Annotated in this window: 12 protein-coding genes; 2 read left to right on the top strand and 10 right to left on the bottom strand. The window is 60.0% G+C overall.

Annotation, left to right across the window (positions count from 1 at the left end; translation table 11 throughout):
* The 4 genes from NPS47_RS03760 to napE are packed head-to-tail and all read right to left on the bottom strand — an operon-like array spanning window position 1 to window position 3,460.
* Complete coding sequence (locus NPS47_RS03760) at window positions 1–486, bottom strand: nitrate reductase cytochrome c-type subunit (RefSeq protein ID WP_274293759.1); 486 nt, start codon at window positions 484–486, stop codon at window positions 1–3.
* 11 nt (window positions 487–497) lie between these two features.
* Window positions 498–3,002 (bottom strand): nitrate reductase catalytic subunit NapA, encoded by a 2,505-nt coding sequence (gene napA, locus NPS47_RS03755; protein WP_274293758.1) that lies wholly within the window; start codon window positions 3,000–3,002, stop codon window positions 498–500.
* Window positions 2,999–3,259, bottom strand: coding sequence for a chaperone NapD (locus NPS47_RS03750; RefSeq protein WP_274293757.1), 261 nt, complete (start codon window positions 3,257–3,259; stop codon window positions 2,999–3,001). Before NPS47_RS03750 ends, napA begins: the two co-directional genes overlap by 4 nt.
* Window positions 3,260–3,292: 33 nt before the next feature.
* Window positions 3,293–3,460: a periplasmic nitrate reductase, NapE protein gene (gene napE / locus NPS47_RS03745; protein ID WP_274293756.1), complete on the bottom strand. Its 168-nt coding sequence runs from the start codon at window positions 3,458–3,460 to the stop codon at window positions 3,293–3,295.
* Between the two features lie 368 nt (window positions 3,461–3,828).
* On the opposite strand from napE, the gene NPS47_RS03740 reads away from it, so the two are divergent.
* A complete protein-coding gene (locus NPS47_RS03740; protein ID WP_274293755.1) occupies window positions 3,829–6,561 on the top strand; it encodes an RHS repeat domain-containing protein in 2,733 nt (910 codons plus the stop codon).
* A gap of 60 nt (window positions 6,562–6,621) precedes the next feature.
* Here the strand turns inward: NPS47_RS03740 and NPS47_RS03735 are convergent, their stop codons facing one another.
* A complete protein-coding gene (locus tag NPS47_RS03735) occupies window positions 6,622–7,845 on the bottom strand; it encodes a glycosyltransferase family 4 protein (RefSeq protein WP_274293754.1) in 1,224 nt (407 codons plus the stop codon).
* 413 nt (window positions 7,846–8,258) lie between these two features.
* Window positions 8,259–12,326: an autotransporter outer membrane beta-barrel domain-containing protein gene (locus tag NPS47_RS03730; protein ID WP_274293753.1), complete on the bottom strand. Its 4,068-nt coding sequence runs from the start codon at window positions 12,324–12,326 to the stop codon at window positions 8,259–8,261.
* A 151-nt stretch (window positions 12,327–12,477) separates the two neighbouring features.
* Between NPS47_RS03730 and NPS47_RS03725 the strand changes: the two genes are divergently transcribed.
* Complete coding sequence (locus NPS47_RS03725; protein ID WP_274293752.1) at window positions 12,478–14,160, top strand: LuxR C-terminal-related transcriptional regulator; 1,683 nt, start codon at window positions 12,478–12,480, stop codon at window positions 14,158–14,160.
* A 152-nt stretch (window positions 14,161–14,312) separates the two neighbouring features.
* Here the strand turns inward: NPS47_RS03725 and NPS47_RS03720 are convergent, their stop codons facing one another.
* Genes NPS47_RS03720 through NPS47_RS03705 form a run of 4 tightly spaced genes read right to left on the bottom strand, consistent with a single transcriptional unit; the run spans window position 14,313 to window position 18,131 of the window.
* Complete coding sequence (locus NPS47_RS03720; protein WP_274293751.1) at window positions 14,313–15,356, bottom strand: polyamine ABC transporter substrate-binding protein; 1,044 nt, start codon at window positions 15,354–15,356, stop codon at window positions 14,313–14,315.
* Window positions 15,353–16,489, bottom strand: coding sequence for an NAD(P)/FAD-dependent oxidoreductase (locus NPS47_RS03715; protein ID WP_274293750.1), 1,137 nt, complete (start codon window positions 16,487–16,489; stop codon window positions 15,353–15,355). The genes NPS47_RS03720 and NPS47_RS03715 overlap by 4 nt, the downstream gene beginning before the upstream one ends.
* On the bottom strand, window positions 16,486–17,844 hold the full coding sequence (locus tag NPS47_RS03710) for an NAD(P)/FAD-dependent oxidoreductase (protein ID WP_274293749.1): 1,359 nt from the start codon (window positions 17,842–17,844) through the stop codon (window positions 16,486–16,488). The genes NPS47_RS03715 and NPS47_RS03710 overlap by 4 nt, the downstream gene beginning before the upstream one ends.
* Window positions 17,841–18,131, bottom strand: a complete 291-nt coding sequence (locus NPS47_RS03705; protein WP_274293748.1) for a (2Fe-2S)-binding protein — start codon at window positions 18,129–18,131, stop codon at window positions 17,841–17,843. The genes NPS47_RS03710 and NPS47_RS03705 overlap by 4 nt, the downstream gene beginning before the upstream one ends.
* Window positions 18,132–18,142 lie beyond the last annotated feature (11 nt).

Genomic DNA, 18,142 nt, shown 5'->3' with positions numbered 1-18,142 from the left:
TCAAGGTTTCTTCGTGGCGTTGGCGTCGTCTTGCAGGATTTTGTCGATGGTTTCGAAGCTGTTGCCCACCAGCGGCTGCACTTCTTTCTGCGGCACATGGCACTGGTTGCAGAAGTAGCGGCGCGGCGATACCGCCGCCAGGGCCTGGCCGTCGCGGTCCATGTAGTGGGTAATGCTGATCATCGTCGCTTGGCTGCGGGCGCTGTTGGCGCGGCTGTGGCACGACAGGCACTTGTTGCCGTTTATGTCGATCTGGTAGCCGCGAATGCTGTGGGGAATGGTCGGCGGCTGATCAGGGTAGTTGCGCTCGCGCTTGAGGTCCTTGTTTTCATCGTTGGCAATCGGTGGCGCCGGCATGCTCTGGGTCAAGGTACCACCGGGGCGGCGGCCATCCGGGCCGGGCGCATCGAGCGGGTAGTTGATTTCGGCAGCGATCACCACGCCAATCGCAGCGAGCAGGCACAACGGCAGGATTCGAAAGGTCATGACGGTGCTCCTCAGGCGACGCTGATCAACTCGATGCGTATGGCGCATTTTTTGTAGTCGGTCTGCTTGGAGATCGGGTCGGTGGCGTCGAGCGTGACCTTGTTGATCAGCTTGTTGGCATCGAAGAACGGCACGAACACCAGGCCTTGCGGCGGCTTGTTGCGCCCGCGGGTTTCGATGCGCGCACGGATTTCGCCACGCCGGCTGATCAGCTTCACTTCGCTGCCGCGCCGCGCATTCAGGGCTTTGGCGTCGTCGGGGTGCATATAGACCAAGGCGTCGGGCACGGCCTTGTACAGCTCTTCGACCCGCTGGGTCATGGTCCCGGTGTGCCAGTGCTCAAGCACCCGGCCGGTGCTCAGCCAGAACGGGTAGTCGGCATCCGGGGCTTCGGCCGGCGGCTCATAGGGCAGGGCGAAGATGATCGCCTTCTTGTCCGGATAGCCATAGAACTGCACGCCGCTGCCGGCCTCGACGTAAGGGTCAAGGCCTTCACGGTAGCGCCAGCGCGTCTCCTTGCCATCGACCACCGGCCAGCGCAGTCCGCGCTCGTTGTGGTATTGGTCAAACGGTGCCAGGTCATGGCCATGACCGCGGCCAAACTGGGCGTACTCCTCGAACAGGCCTTTTTGCAGGTAGAAGCCGAACGCCTTGGCCTCATCGTTCTTGTAACCGGCCTCCAGTTGCTCGACCGGGAACTGGTCGACCTGGCCGTTCTTGAACAGCACCTCGAAGAGGGTCATGCCCTTGTATTCCGGCGACTTGGCCAACAGCTCGGCAGGCCAGGTTTCATCCGTGGTAAAGCGCTTGGAAAACTCCACCAGTTGCCACAAGTCCGACCTGGCATCGCCGGGTGCAGTGACCAGCTGGTGCCAGAACTGGGTACGGCGCTCGGCGTTGCCAAAGGCGCCTTCCTTTTCCACCCACATGGCGCTGGGCAAGATCAGGTCGGCAGCCTGGGCCGAGACGGTGGGGTAGACATCGGAGACGATCACGAAATTCTCCGGTTTACGCCAGCCGGGCAGTACCTCCTGCATGATGTTGGGGCCGGCCTGCATGTTGTTGCTGGCCTGGGTCCAGTACACGTTGAGCACACCGTCCTTGAGCATGCGGCTTTGTTGCACCGCATGAAAACCGACCTTTTCCTCGATGGTCCCAGGCGGCAGCTTCCAGATCTTTTCCGCCGTGGCGCGGTGCTTGGGATTGCTCACCACCAGATCGGCGGGCAAGCGGTGCGAGAAGGTTCCGACTTCACGGGCGGTACCACAGGCCGAAGGCTGGCCGGTGAGGGAGAAGGGGCTATTGCCCGGCTCGCTGATCTTGCCGGTCAGCAAGTGAATGTTGTAGATCAGGTTGTTGGCCCAGACCCCACGGGTATGTTGGTTGAAACCCATGGTCCAGAACGACACGACCTTGCGTTTGGGGTCGGCATAGAGTTCGGCCAGGGCCTTGAGGCGTTCGGCGGGCACGCCCGACTCCTTGGCGGCGCGCTCCAGGGTATAGGGGCGGACGAAGGCGGCGAACTGTTCGAAATCGATATCGCTCCAGGTGTTGGCCTTGTCAGCGTTCTTTGCTTTGGTCTCGAGCGGGTTGTCCGGCCGCAGGCCGTAGCCGATATCGTCGGCACCCTGGGCGAAACGGGTGTGCTTGCTGATGAAGTCCTTGTTGACCGAGCCGCTTTCAATGATGTGATTAGCGATGTAGTTGAGGATCAGCAGATCGGTCTGTGGCTTGAACACCATGGGAATGTCGGCCAGTTCGAAGCTGCGATGCTCGAAGGTCGACAGCACCGCGACCTTGACCTGCGGCTGGCTCAGGCGCCGGTCGGTGACCCGGCTCCAGAGAATCGGGTGCATCTCGGCCATGTTCGAGCCCCAGAGCACGAAGGCATCGGTGGCCTCGATGTCGTCGTAGCAACCCATCGGCTCATCCATGCCGAAGGTGCGCATGAAGCCCATCACCGCCGAGGCCATGCAATGGCGGGCGTTAGGGTCGATGTTGTTGCTGCGAAAGCCGGCCTTCATCAATTTGTTGGCGGCGTAACCTTCCCACACCGTCCATTGCCCTGAGCCAAACATGCCAACCGCACTGGGGCCTTTGTTCTTCAAGGCCTCCTTGAACTTGGCTTCCATGATGTCGAAGGCTTTCTCCCAACTGACCGGCTGGAACTCGCCCTGCTTGTCGTACTGGCCGTTCTTCATGCGCAACAGCGGCTGGGTCAGGCGGTCGTTGCCGTACATGATCTTCGACAGGAAGTAGCCCTTGACGCAGTTCAAGCCGCGATTGACCTCGGCTTTGACGTCGCCGTGAGTCGCCACCACGCGGTTGTCGCGGGTGGCGACCATCACGCTGCACCCGGTGCCGCAGAAGCGGCAAGGCGCCTTGTTCCAGTCCAGGGTGACCATGTCCGCCTCGGTAATCAGATTACTGGCGGTGGTATAGATCGGCAGGCCGGCTGCCGCTGCGGCAATGGCGGCGGCCTGGGCTTTGGCGAATTCGCGGCGGGTCATGCTCATTCGGTCTCTCCTGCGGGGTCGAGGAGTTCGTGATAGATCAACGCCGCATTGAGTACGCCCGGCAAATTGTTGATCTGGTCGATGCGTTGCAAAATCTGGTTTTCATCTACCGCCTCAAGCACCACCACCAACTTTCCGGCGCTACTTTGCTGATGCAACTCCAAGCCATCGAGCAGGCACAAGTTGGCTTTGACGGCATCAAACAGTTCCGGGCGGGCAAGTACTACAAGGCTGGCAATATGTCGGGCTTCGTCCATGCGCGGGCTCCACTGGATAGCGTTGGCGGTCTATCAGTTGGGCGGCCCGGGCGGGCCGTAGAGCATTTGCAAAAACCAGATGATGAAACCGTAGCCACCGACGATTGCCACCGATAGCAGGGGGAACAGGCAGGCGACGAGGAAGACGAACAGCAGGGCTTCCTTGCGCCGTACAGGTTTTTGTTCTTCAGCCAATGACATTGGAGGCTCTCCAAGCAGACTTGGGTTGAGCGTAGATCACCTTGGTGAGGCAGTTACATCATGACCGCTGAATTAGACCGGCGGCTTTTTGCCTATCTGTGGAATTTCATAAGATTACTTATGAGACTGGTAAGATTATTGATTATCACTTGCCTTGCGCCAGGTCCCGGAAACGCTATTGCGATTGCTTGGGCTGGCTTCGTAAAACAGCTCGCTTGGATGCTTCGGATCTAAATCAAAATCTGATCTACGCTGAATAATGGCGATCAAATTAGATGTAACCACATTCTAACCACGTCCATCTGCCGTCCAATGGACGCCCAATATGATCCGATGAGGATTGTTGTATCGGAAAGCAGGATGCTGAGATGAAAAGTACATCGGTGACCAATCTTCACTTTCGCACTCCCACTTTGATATCGATTGACCCACGTGGCTTGCCGATCATCACTGTGGGTTACCATCGATTGTCTGTTGCTGAAAAACCTCAGGCACGGATCGAACGCCAATTGCATAACGCAGCGCGCCAACTGAGTTGTCAATGGGACACACGATTGTGGGCTGATGGTGGCGATACCGGTGTTCCCAACCAGTCAACACTTTTCAGCCTATCGAGCCAGGCTTTGTGCTCCGACAGTGTGGATTCCGGGTGGAAGATTGCAATGTTTGGTGATGCCGGCCAGTCGGTTGAGGACTGGGATGGGCGCGGCGGACACCGTGAAACTCGGTATGACTATCTTATTCGGCCAATCAGCGTATATGAGCAGATGGGCGAAGGCGCCCGGCGTTGCGTGGAGCGCTTTGCCTATGGCGATGCCGCACAAACCGCTGCCAATCGCTGTGGACGGGTCATTCGCCAAGACGATACCGCCGGCAGCCAGGAATTTCCAGCATACGGGCTATTGGGCCAGTGTCAGGTGCAGACTCAGTGGTTCCTGGGATCGCTGGAAACACCTGACTGGCCAGACACAGTGACCGCACGTGATGAGCTGCTGGAACACAATGAACAAGGCACAGCGATGTCGTATACGACTAGATGGCAGCATGACGCGCTAGGTGCAGCGCTGCACCAGACCGATGCAGCAGGCAATGTTCAAAGTTGCAAGTATGACGTAGCGGGGCAGTTGCTACTCAACAAACTCAAGCCGCTTGAAGAGGGCCCCACCACGGTGGTCCGGGATATTGTTTACAACGCCTTCGGCCAAGTGACGTCGCAGCTACTTGGCAATGGCGCCACCACCACCGCGAACTACTCGGCGGTGGATGGTCGACTTGAAGAGTTGAGAACAATTAAAGCGAACAAAGTGTTGCAGGCGCTTAGCTACAACTACGACCCAGTGGGTAATGTACTAAGCGTTCTGGATACGGCGCAGCCCACGGACTGGTTCAACGGAGAACAGGTCAATCCGATGAGCGTCTATCGTTACGACACCCTATACCAGTTAGTCGAGGCCAGTGGACGGGAGAGCTTGCAGGCGATTATTCAACCGGGCCTACCAGATTTGAGGCTACCCGGGGGCGGTGATACCAGTCGGCGGCGTAATTACACCCAGCGCTTTGAATATGATGCCAGCGGCAATCTGCTGACACTGAAACATGATCAACTGCCAACGCGGGTTATGAAAGTGGACCCGCGCAGTAACCGGAGCCTTTATCAAGCTGATGCGGCCAATCCACCGGACATCAGCCAAGGGTTCGACGCCAACGGCAACATGCTCTGCATGCAAAGTTCACAGGAATTGTACTGGAATGTACGTAATCAACTGCAGCGTGTTACGCACGTTGCACGCCAAGGCGGCGCTAGTGACAACGAAGTGTATGTGTACGGCGCTGGTGATCAGCGCAGGCGCAAGGTGCGGGTGCGGCAGGCCAGGACGGTTGAGCATGTGTCCGAAGTGCGCTATCTGCCGGGGCTGGAGATCCGGTGGGACACCGCAACGGGGGAAGTGATGCACAACCTGACTGTGCAGGCTGGACGTAGCCAAGTCAGGCTTTTGCGCTGGCGTGCGAGTCGCAGGACGTTACCGAGCCCGCAGTGGCGTTATGGGCTGCATGACCATTTGGGCAGCAGCACGTTGGAGCTGGATCATGATGGGACGGTGATCAGTCATGAGGGTTTTTACCCATTTGGTGGAACGGCTTGGTGGGCGGCGCGCAGCGAGGTGGATGTCCAGTACAAGGTCATTCGCTACACCGGCAAGGAACGCGATACAACCGGGTTGTATTACTACGGCTACCGCTATTACGCACCCTGGCTAAATCGTTGGCTCAATCCAGACCCTGCAGGTGATATCAATGGGCTGAATGTGTACAAAATGTGCGGCAACAATCCAACCACACATTTTGATAATGATGGGCGCCATTGGCCGATGAGTACTTCAACTATTACACGTAGCCCTTCCCGAATAGTTACTGACATTGAATCAAGTACTGTACAAGACCAACAGTACCCTCCACTAGGGCTAGATGCGAGGCCAGGTGTTCTCTGGGGCGACTCCAGTGAATTTCTTGACTCGGCCCATGCTTATTTTATTGCGGATTTTAATCAGAAAGCAGAGAAAATAGAGCGGCGCCTTGATCATGTTAGCAAGCTTCTATCTGACGAATTTGTACATACGATAAACCCAGTCGATCCTTACGAAGTGACCTCGGTGCACAAAAATGGGCTGGACTCGTTTACTAATGCATTCACACCCGAAAGGTGGGTGCTAAAGAGTAACTACAAGTCAAGTAAGGTCAGTGAGTATCATGCGAATGATGTCATACGCCATCAATATAAGTTGATCTCGAAAGGCATTGGTTTTTATGGCACACTCCCCAGTGTTATCGAAAATCGCTTTGTGGTGAGTAGACCCACGAACGAAATCGGATCGCGATTTTCCTCAAAGTCACCCGCGCTGCTAAAAAATTTTCTTACTCAGACGCCGATCGGTAAAGGGACACTGATTGCCTTAAATGACTTTGGTATGGAGCCACTATGGGTGGACTATCAGAAAGATTCTCTACTTTTCAGCGCTACATTACCGGTCGCGCACCTATATCTTGGTGTAAGACCAATTTCCAGACCTCAAACGTCTCAGCGCTTACAACGCTCGTTATAGGAGTGTAGCTAACACTTCTTGGTCCTGACGTTTAAAGGGTCAGTTACGCCGGGTGCTGCCTTACTTGAGACTGCTCTTGAGGAATTGTTCGCGGTCTTGATGCATCTGCAAATGGGTTTTTCCCGCCGCATACTCCAGACCGGCGAGGCCCATTTTCAGCCCAAGGTCGGGATGCCGCGCCGCATGAAGAATAGCCTCTGCCAGACTGGACGGATTGCCCATTTCGAAGGTGAGTGCGGTGTCCTTGTCGGTAATATCGAGGATGCCGTAAGTGTCTGAGGCGATGACCGGGGTGCCTTGGCTGAACGCGTCAAAAATGATCCTGGGTTGTTCCTGCTTCAAGGTGGGCACCAACACCCAGTCATGCTGGGAGATGACCTTGAAGAATGCCTCTCCGTAATTGACATTGTCTTGATACTTCACACTAACGCCGCCATGGCGTTGCCCTGCAAAGCGCCGGCAGGTGTCTTCCAGATCGCCTGAGCCCATGATGGTGATGTTTATATTCACGTCGTGCGAATGCAATTGCTCGATGGCGGCGAGCACGACAAGGACGCCTTTGTCGGCGACGAGGCGTGAGGGGAAGAGGATATTCAGTTTGCCATCGGTTTTGTCATTGAATCTGCGCTTGACCGCTTCCGGGGTTGAAAAGTTGCTGTTGTCGACCCAGGTTGCCGGATTGATAAGTGTTCGGCGCTTATCGTTGCCGAGAAAATAATTCCGGTAAAATGACTGGGTGAATATTCTTGAGTTTGCTGCCCGCAAACAGCACCTCAAGAGTTTTTTATGCGCGTAATGTTCAATTCTTTTTCGGGTGGTTTTCGCGTCGCCCCGACGGAGCATCCAGAAGGACGATTCGATGACGATAATCCATTGAAAGGACATGAACGGCTTGAGCAGCAATAAATAAAAAGACAGCGGGAATGCCCAGCCGGCACCATCGGAATGGACGATCTTTGCTTGTCTGCATGCCTTGATGACGGTGATAAAGTTTGGCAGAAAATTTTTCAGTACCGATGGAATGCCACGGTCATTCTTCAGTTCGAAAAGCCACTTTATGTCAAGGTCGCTAATGTCTTGCAGGCCCTCCAGGCTTCTGCTTTTGACCACCGGGCAGCAGATGCCGAAGTTCTGTATATAGTTCAAGTGCAGTTTCAGGTCTTTGGCCCACAACGGGTCGGTAAATATTCGCCCTTGGTTGTCTTTTTTTATCACGATCCTGGTGAACAGGATGTAAGGCGCATTGATCATATTTTCCTCACATGGAGTTGCTGACTGCTGCAAGTGATCTTCCCTAAGCTATCAACCACTTCATGTGATGAACAGGCTGCCAACAAGGACAGCACTGGTACCATAAAAACTGATTTACCTGAGTTTCGCCTTGACCTGCCAATTGTTTGTTTACCCATAAACCTGAAGCCTGCGCCACCTGTTTGGCCAAATGTGTTCATCCCGACGGTGGTTGCAGGAAACGCAGTCCAGTGTCGTGTGCGAGCCAGCACAATGATGTCCAATTGTCATCGTGACAAACGAAAGGATAGCCATGCCCTACAAAATCGGGAGGGATCGGCAGCTTTTTTTTAAACAGCGCCGCCAGGCTCCCGGTAGGAGCGGGCTTGCCCCGCGATGCGATATATCTGACAGTTCGCAATCGCGGGGCAAGCCCGCTCCCACCGGGAGCCTGGGAGCCTGGCTGGCTAGAACTTGACCTTGACCCCAAGCATCCCTTCGTAGCCGTGGCTGTCGTTGTCCAGCCCTTTCTCGTAGCCGGCAGAGACATGGATCGTGGTTTTCTCGCTGACTTGATAGTCCACACCCAGGTTCACTTCAGTCCAGGTACCGCCCAGGTCAGTGGTGAAGGGGATAAAGCCGTCACTGGACGAGAACTCGGTTTTCGGTGAGCTCTTGAACTCGTGCCAGATGCTTGGGCGAACCCAGATGTTGGTGCGGTGCAGTTTGCCTTTGTCGTCCTCACGGAACAGGTCTTTGTCGATGCGTACCCCCAGACGGCCTGTCAGTGAATCGACGTCTTCGAAGCGCACCTCGGAGGCGGCATCGTGGCTGTCATTGATCTTGATCTTGCTGACAATCACTTGGGCTTGCGGCTCGATCTTCAGCGATTCGTCCTTGTTCAGCTTGAACGGATAACCGGCTTCCAGCGACGCGGTGATGCCTTTGCCCTTGGTCTTGAAGCGCGGCAGGTCTTGCGGGTTGGCCTGGATATCGAAGTGGTTGAATTGCAGCACACCGTCCAGGTACCAGCCTGCCGGGCCAAAGTGCGTCCAGTAGCCACCCAGGCCAACGGCGCGCACCTTGGCATCGCCGGCGGCAGTGCCATCGGTGTGGTCGATGTCACCGGCGATCTTGCCGGCGGACAACGAGATCCCGGCCTGATCGGTACTGCCATCGGTGTCTTCACCGTGGTACAGGTCGATACCGACCTGGAACGCTTGCTGGCTGTAGTCATAACGGCTGCCATTGCTCAGGTCCTGGTCACCCTGGCCATAGATCAGGCGGCCCCAGCCCAGCGATGGGCCATAGTCACTTTGGGCTTCGCCAGGGAGCGGGTCGACCGAATTGCGAACTTCTTCGCCCATGCGTTCGTGCAGGGTATCGACCAGCATGCGGCTGTAGCGCAGGGTCATGCCGGGGATGGCGCTGTACAGCGAGGTTTCCGGGCGGTAGTTCGGCACCTGGGGTGAAGGTTGAGGGCGATTGTCGACGGGCTTCGGTGCCGGATCGACAGGGGTAGGGTCAACGGGAGTCGGGTTAACCGGGGTCGGATCAACGGGAGTCGGGTCAACCGGAGTCGGATCAACCGGAGTGGCATCCTTGGTCGAACGCAGGTACCAGGCCTGCGCGTTGCTGTCGTCCAGGCTGGCGCGGTGCAGGGTGTACTCGTACGGGCCAGCCTTGACACGGCTGAGCAGTCTGAACGCTTGCTCCTGGGTGGTGCCACCGTTGATCGCATCGACGACCTGGATACCGTTGCCTTTGGTCAATGCGCCGGGGCCTGCGGCGTTCTTGATCTGCAGGTTGCTGCTGCCGCTTGCCTGGCCGCCATCGATGACCAGCTTGTCGGACGGCGATTGATCGTCATACAAATAGGTATTGAGGGCGATGGTGCCGTTGTTGCCCTGGTACTGATTGACCGTGAGAGTCTTGTAGCTGCCGCCGGAGGGCGCGCTGAAGTCGATCAGGCTGTTGTCGTTGCTCAGGCTGCTGAGGTTCGAGTCGTCGGTGAGCTTCCACAGGCTGGTGTCACTCATGCTCAGGTTCGAGGTGCTGCCCGCTGCGGTGGTGGCACTACCATTGACCTGGGAGCTGGCCAGGTTGAGGGTGGCAAGACCCGCTTGGCTGGCATTGGCATCGACGTGCAGCCATTGGCCGCTGCCGCCTGCGATCACATCTTTGAAGTCAATGTCAGCCGTACCGTCCACTGCGACCGTCGCGCCGTTCTGGTTATGCAACACCGTGCTGCTCAGGTCGGCCTGGCTTGCACCCGCGCTGCTGCCTTGCAGGTACAGGGCCGAAGCATTGCTGCCAGCGGCGCTGACTGTCGACTGTTCGGCGCTGAGCTGGCCACCGTCTTTGACCAGCATGCCATGGGCGTCGGCGCCCTGGGTGATGACGCTGGCCTGTTTGAGGGTTGCCGAACTCGGGGCGCTGCTGACCAGTACGCCATGGGCACCAATGCCGCTGGTGCTGGCAACGCTGTTATTGGCTTGTAACTGACCGCCGCGTTCGGCCTGCAAGGCGGTCGAGTTGTCGCCGTGGGTGCGGATGCTGGAGTCCTTGAGCTCCAGGGTGGCGCTCAGGCCGTCCTTGAAGTTGCGGCTCACCCGGGCACCACTGGCGTTGGCGCCAAGGGTTTCGACGGTCACGCTGTTGGCCTCCAGCACCACACTGCCGGGCTTAGGGCCGCCGATACCAGCGTACAGGCCAATCGAGCGATCACCTTCGGTTTTTACCGACACGCCATTGAGCTGCATGCTGCCGCCATCATCCACGGCGGCGCCGTAGGCCTGCTGGCCCTTGGTCAGCAGGTGGGTGCCGTTGGCAATCAGCAGGGCACCTTCGTTACGTGAGGCCAGGGCATGCGGGAAGGTCAGGTTGGACTGCACGGGCGAGCCGTTGCCGCTGGTAGTCACGGTGCCACCATTGAGGATCACGGTGGCGTTCTGGTTGGCGACCACGCCCATGGCATTGTCGTTGCCGGCGGTGTAGACGTTGACGTTGTCAGCAGTGACGGTCGCATTGGCGGCGCTGATCCCGGTCGAGTAATTACCCTCGGTGCTGACGGTGCCGTTGCTGATCTGGACGTCCGCGCCATTGACTGCGTTGATGCCATAACTGGTTTGCGGTGAGGTGCGTACCTGGCTGTCAGTGAGAACCAGGCGCGAACCTGCGCCATCGACCAGCACACCCGGCGACCAGGGGCCGGTGGCGTTGAGGGCGTCGACAGCGATTTTGCTTTTGCTCACCTGGACCTCGGCACCGGCGACAACATTGAGGCCGATCGAGCGGGCACCGAGTACCGAGATATCACTGTTGGACACCTGGGCCTGGCTACCGGCACCTTCGACTGACACGCCGTGACCGAAGATACCCTGAGTCGCCAGGACGCTGTTGTCGAGTACCAGGCTGCCGCCGGCCATGGCCCTGGCGGCGGCGGCAGGGTTGGCAATATTGCCGCCACCACTGACACTGATGTGGCTGTCCTTGAGCGAAATGCCGCTCGCGTCGGCCCGCGCCCCGCCTACGGAGGCACCGCTGGCGTTCACGTTCAAGCCGCTACCGGTGATCTGCGAACCGCCTAAAGCGTGGAGCACCGCAGTGGTTGTGGTACTGCTCGCCGCATTGGTGGAATTGAAGGTGCTGTCGGCCAACACCATCTCACTACCGCCCTCGGCACGCGCGCCGCTGGCTGACGCGCCGCTGGTGTTGACCGTGATGTCGCTCGCGCTGATACGGCTGGCGCCTTCGGCTTTGAGGCCATGACTGAGGTTGCTACCGCTGGCGGCGCCGCTGGTGGTCACCGTGGTGCCGTTGCTCAGCGCGATGCTGGCACCGTCCTTGGCCAGCACGCCAACGGAGCCTTTGGCCAGGGTGCTGATGGCGCCGCCGCTGAAGTCGATGACGCTGCCATTGCCGCTGGCCAGCAGCGCGACGTTGTTACTGCCGGTGGCGCTACCCATGCTCACCTGGCTGTTGGCAAGGCTGATCACACCCACATTTTGCGCGGTGACACCGGTCATGTTGCTGGCGGTGAAGGGCACGCCAAGGGCGGTCTGCGGGAGCATTTCGATCCGTACGCCGCTGCCGCTGATCTTGCCGCCGTCTTCTGCCAGCAGGCCTTTCTGGCCGTTGGCCGTGGCGCTGGTCACGGCGCCGTTGACGACACTGCCGTGCTCGAAGCTGATCTGCACACCCGCACCGGCTTTCACCCCGATGGCATTGGCCGCCTTCAGTATTACGCTGGAGCTGTCCGGGGCACCGCTGGTGATGCCGATGCCATTGGCCAAGGTCACACTGATCGGCGCAGGCACGCCGAGCATCCCCAGCAGGGCGACGCGGCCGAAGTTAAAGCCGGCGCTCGATGGCTGCGGTTCTTCGCGAAGTTCAGTCGCGATCACCACGTCCTCTGCTTGTGCATCCTCGATGGGCAGGTAGCACAGGCTGCCGAGGATCAGGCTGATGGCCAGGGCCAGACGGTTGTGCACCAGATGGTCCAGAGGCAGTGCACTTTCGTTGATGTGTTTCATGGCAACCTCCAAAAATGTATGGAGGAAGTGTCTGCCTAGGCAGCTATTTGCTCTGTAGGAGTGGCCTTAGCCGTTTGTAGGAACTTCACTGAAGGCCGCGCTGGTCTAGGCTTGTTGATCAGGCCGGCGTCGGCCTGCCAGGAGGCGTTCCATGAGTCGGGTGATGATCGTCGAGCCGCTACCGTTGTTGCGTCTGGCCATCGGCCAGGTGCTGCAGCGTCTGGGGCACCAGCTGGTGGCCGAGGTCGATAACGGCCAGGATGCGCTGCTGCACGCCCGTGGCGACGCCCCGCAGCTGGTGGTGCTTGAACTGGCGATCAGCGGGCTCGGCGGCCTCGACCTGATTCGCCGCCTGAAGCTGCGCGACCCGGCGTTGCAGCTGTTGGTCTACACCGGGCAGAGCAGCAGCCATTTCGCCCGGCTGTGCGTGCAGGCCGGGGCGGACGGGTTTGTCAGCAAACACGATGAGCCGCTTGAGCTGGAACGGGCATTGAGCGCGGTGGCGCATGGGCGCCGCTATTTTCCCCGGGACGCGCTGAAGGCGCCGGCCCCGGTGGGCGGCAAGGAGCTCGACACGCTATCGGCGCGGGAACTGACGGTGCTGCAGCTAATCAGCGAAGGGCGCTCCAATCAGGCCATCGCCGAGCAACTGTCGATCAGTTACAAGACCGTCAGCACCTACAAAACCCGATTGCAGGAAAAGCTCCAGGTTAATTCACGCCTGGCATTGGCGACCATCGCGCAACGCAATGGCATCGGCCAGTCGGCCGCAGCGCCACCGGCCGAACCTGAGCAGTCGCCTGAGGCGCTCGATGACCCGATCCAGCAAACCTTTTTGCGGACACTGCTTGATACCTCGCCCAACCCGATGTTCGTACGCGACCGCGAGGGGCGTTTGCTGATGTGCAACCAGTCCTTTCTGGCGCTGCACCACACCTCCCGGGAGCGGGTGCTGGGTGAGCGGCTGACGGACGCCTTCTGGTACACCGCCGAGCAAGGCCGCAAGTATCAGGCTCATTATGATGAGCTGGTAGAGAAAGGCGAGACAGTCAGTTCTCAGGCTACTCTCGAGTTCCTGGGTGAGCCTCATCATGTGCAGTTCTGGGCCGAACCCTGGCGTGACGCGAAAGGCACTGTTCTGGGCATGGTCGGCGGTTTAGAGGACGTGACTGATTGGCAGATCCTCCTCGGTCAATTGCGCGATGCTCACGAACAGGCCCAGGCCCGGTATCGGGAAGTCACCCGTTTTGCCCGGGTTGTTCATGAGGAGCTGAACGATCCGTTACAGCGCCTACGATCCAGTCTGGGCCCCGCGAACTTGGCAGATTCCGGCCAAGTCGCCTTGCAGCGCTTGAGCCAGCGTCTGGATCAGCTCGATCAGTTGCTCAACCTGGATCAGTTGCGTCCACCGCTGGTTCCGCTCCAGCTGGACATCGTCCAGTGGATCACTGCGCGACTGGCGGCTTTCAATGCACAGTTGCCCAACGCTGCCGTACTGCCGACGCTGGCCTTGGAAGGAGTAACCGCCAGACAGCTGTGGGTCGATGGCGAACGCCTTGGCATGTTGTTCGACAGCCTGATCCAGCACCTGAGTGAGGAGGCCGTGCAAGCCCCGCTGCGCATCAGTCTGGCCACGCGGATGCAGGTCAATGGCGTAGTCACCCTGAACCTCGCGGTCACGCTCTGCCAACCCCTGGCTCACCGTCAAGGCATTGCCTTGCAGTTGTGTCGAAACCTGACCCAGTCGATGGAGGGTAGCTTTCGCGTTGTCCACGAGAATGGCGAAACGGCGTTTCTGATCGAACTTGAATGCCCTGCAGCACTGCCAGGCTGAGTGCTGTCGGGCATACCTTCAAAATCCGCTCTCACGCAACAGCACTGCAGCTAAATGGATCAGGCCATCGCCCAGCCAGCTGCGGCGTTCCCCGTCGATCTGGATCAGTACACTTGCGTTTACTGGTGACTCAAACGGGCCTTGAGCTCGGCTTATCGCTCGATCTGGCGATTCCAGCGGGCGTTCCATTCCGGGCGTTGGCTGTTGACCTGGTCCCAGTCGATGGTCACGGCAGTCTGCAGATAGGTCTGCATGGCCTCGACCTGTCCACGGGTCTTGTCGCTGGTCGGGGTGTTGGGGTTGGACGGGATCTGGTCACCCAGTTCTAGGGCCGGTGCCTGCGCCTCGGGGCTGAGCAGGAACTCGGCAAGCTTTTGCGCAAGCTCAGGCTGGTCGTTGTTGGCGGTGACGCATTCGGCCTGGTTGAGTACCACGGCACCTTCCTTGGGCGCAGCGTATTCCACCGGGATGCCTTTGAGTTTCAGCGCCGCCACTTGGGTGGGGGTGAGGGGGAACAGCGCGGCTTCGTCGGTTTGCACCATTTCAGAAAGCTTGGCCGAGTTGGGGATGTACTCCAGCACGTTCGGACCAACGTTCTTCTGCCAGGCGCTGAAACCCGGGTTGACGTTGGTATCGCTGCCGCCATGCAGACGGTTATACATCAGGAAGCCGTGCAGGCCGAAGGTGGATGATGCCATCGACTGGAATACCACCTTGTCCTTGAAGCGGGTGTCGGCCAGGTCGTTCCACGAGGTGGGTGGCGCCCAGTTTCTTGCCTTGAACAGGCGGCTGTTGTAGGCAAGCCCGGTAACGCCCAGGCTGACGGCGGCAGCCTTGTCCTTGATCAGGGCCTTTTCCGGCAACTGGGTTAGCATCGGGTTGGGTTTGAGCGTGCTGCACAGACCCATGCCGATGGCGCGGTACATGATGCCGTCATCCAGCACCATCACGTGAATTGGCGGTTTGTTCGGCGTGGCCTGCACTTTGGCCAGGATGTCGGCCGAGGTACCAGGGACGATCACCACTTTCACGCCGTTGGCCTGCTCGAACTTGGGCAGGATATCGTCGCTGAACAGTCGCTCCATGGTGCCGCCGTTCATACCCAGATACAGCGTGGGTTGAGCCATGGCGGGCAGGCAGGCGAACAGGCCGGGCACGGTGCAGAACAGCGCGAGCATACGTTGTTTTTGCGTCATGACAGGTTTTCCTTGTGGTGATGGTTGGACTGAAAACGATGGATGGAAAAGGCCGCCAGGCTGGTGGCCGGTGCGCCGTGAAGGATGCATTGCGCCAGCGCTTCGCCAGCTGCTGGGCCAATCTGAAAGCCCGCACCGGCAAAACCGAAGCCATGCAGCAGGCCTGGTTGGCACAGGCTGGGGCCGAGCACCGGTTCGCCATCAGGCAGGTAGCCTTCGGTGCCGCTCCAGGTGCGGATGGCCTGTGCGCCGGCCAGGGCCGGGTACAGTTCGGTGGCGTTGCGCAGGATGTCGAGCACCGCCGCCTGGCCCGGGCGGGCCGTGGTCGGTGAAAGAGCAAAGCCGCGCCCGCCGCCCAGCACACAATTGCCGCGCGCGACCTGGCGAGCGTAGATGCCGCCGCCTTCGACTCCGGTGCTGGCCGTCATGAACAGCGGCAGCGGTTCGGTAACCAGCATGGCCGGATGGGCTGCCGTCAGCGGCACCGGTTCGCCGAAGTCCTCGGCCAGCTGCGCCGACCAGGCACCGGCGCAGTTCAGCAGCCAGGGCGCCTTGAAGCACTGGTCGGTACTGGTGCGCACAGTGAAGCGCTGGCCGTCGTGCTCCACGTCAAGCACTTTGCATTGCTCGTGCAACTGGGCACCGCTGTGCCGGGCAGCCTGGGCGAAGGCTGGTGACACCAGGCGCGGGTTGGCGTGGCCATCCTCGGGGCAATACGATGCACCGACGGCGATGTCGCCGACCCACGGGAAGCGCTGACGCAATTCGCGGCGTTCCAGCAGTTGCAGGCCCAGGTCGAAGGCCTGAGTACGCTGGGCATAGGCTATCAAGGCGTCGAAGTCGGTTGCGCTGCGTGCCAGTTTCAGGTGGCCACAGCGGGCATATTCGCCGTCGATGCCTATCCAGTCGCGCAGTTGCCCCCAGATGGCATGGGCTCGCATCGACAACGGCAGCTGAGCCAGCGAACGGCCCTGGCGGCGCACGCCGCCGTAGTTCACTCCGCTGGAATGCGAGCCGCAGAAGTCACGATCGAGCAACGCCACCTGCTGACCGCAGCGGGCCAAGGTCAATGCGGCGCTGCTGCCGACGATACCGCCGCCGACGATGATGGCGTCCACTTCAATCAGCTTCATGGTTGTATCTCCAGGCCGAAGGGCAGGGGCTTGACCGGCGCCTGGCCACGCAGGCGCCCGACCTGGTCGAGGGGCTGGCCGCTTTCGCAGGCAATCAGCTCGGCCGCGGCGGCGCCGCACACACGGCCCTGACAGCGGCCCATGCCGACCCGGCACATGGCCTTGACCCGGTTGATTTCCCTGTGCCCGGCGCGCACGGTGGCGCGGATGTCGCCGGCGCTGACGTGTTCGCAACGGCACACCGTGAGCGAGTCCGGGGCTTGCCGTGCCCATTGTTCGGGGAACGGGAAGGCTTGCTCCAGGCCTTGGCGAAAGTGCTGCAGGATGGTCAGACGCTTTTCCAGCTGCTGCTGGCGCTCTGGGTTGCCGGAGTTGCCGAGGTCGGCCAACAGCGTCAGCGCAGCCAGTTCACCGGCCATTTCGGCGCCGTCCGCACCGAGGATGCCGGCACCGTCGCCCGCCAGGTACACGCCGGGGCTGCTGGCCCGGCCTTGGGCGTCGCGCACGGGGAGCCAGGCGCGGTTGAGGGTGTTCCAGGCGAACTGGCACCCCAGCAGGTCGGCCAGTTGGGTTTCACTGCGCAGGGCATGGGCGAATGCCACGGCGTCGCATGGCAGATGATGCTGCTGGCCGTTGCGCGACCAGCGCACGCCGCTGGCACGCTGCTCGCCGTCGATGCCCAGCAGCGTCACGCCCTGGTGCACCGGCACCCCCTTGCTTGTCAGCCAGGCACGGTAATAAAGGCCTTTGGCAAAGGTGCCGGGTTGCAGCAACAAGCGTGGCAGAGCCCGTACCTGGGCGCTGAACGGTGAGGTGTCAAGCACCGCACTGACCGTGGCACCGGCCTTGGCGTACTGGTAGGCCACCAGGTACAGCAGCGGTCCGCTGCCAGCCAGCACTACCCGTTCGCCGATGGCACAACCCTGGAATTTCAGGGCGATCTGCGCAGCGCCCAGGGTGTACACCCCGGGCAAGGTCCAGCCGGGAATCGGCAGCACCCGGTCGGTGGCGCCAGTGGCAACGATCACCTGGTCATATGCCAGGCGGTCAGCCAACTGGCCCTGGTGCAGTGTATCGAGCACCTGCTGCTCGGCGTTCCACACCAGGGTTTCGGGGTGGTAGTCGATGTGACCACATAGCTGTTCAAGGGTACTGTGCAGCGCCTGGGCCTTGCCAGCCTCGAAACCATACAGGGTCTTTGCCGGGCGGCTGAAGTTGTCCGGCTGCTGGCGGTAGATCTGCCCACCGCCGCGGCTGGCTTCGTCAAGCAGGACCGGGCGTACGCCGTGGGCCACCAGGGTTTGTGCAGCGCGGATGCCGGCCGGGCCGGCGCCAATGATCACGATCGCACTCATGGCCGGCGCCCCGAGTCGCGGGTAACGCACTGGCCCGCTTGCAGAAAGGTGGAGCAGGCGCGCACCCGGCGGCCGTCCTGCAGGCGCACCCAGCAGTCCTGGCAGGCGCCCATCAGGCAGAAACCGGCGCGCAGTTCGGCGCTGAAATCGCTGCCACGCAGGTGCTCGGCGTTGGTCAGGATGGCGGTGAGCAGGGTGTCGCCGTTCATGCCCAGGGCCGGTTGGCCGTCGAGCAGGAAGGGCAGGGGCTCGCGGTCGTGTTCGGCCACGCGTTTGAACAGGGGCATAGGGGAACTCC

This window comes from Pseudomonas putida, assembly GCF_028682475.1.
GTDB lineage: Bacteria > Pseudomonadota > Gammaproteobacteria > Pseudomonadales > Pseudomonadaceae > Aquipseudomonas > Aquipseudomonas putida_AG.
This window is presented reverse-complemented; position numbering and strand designations above follow the sequence as displayed.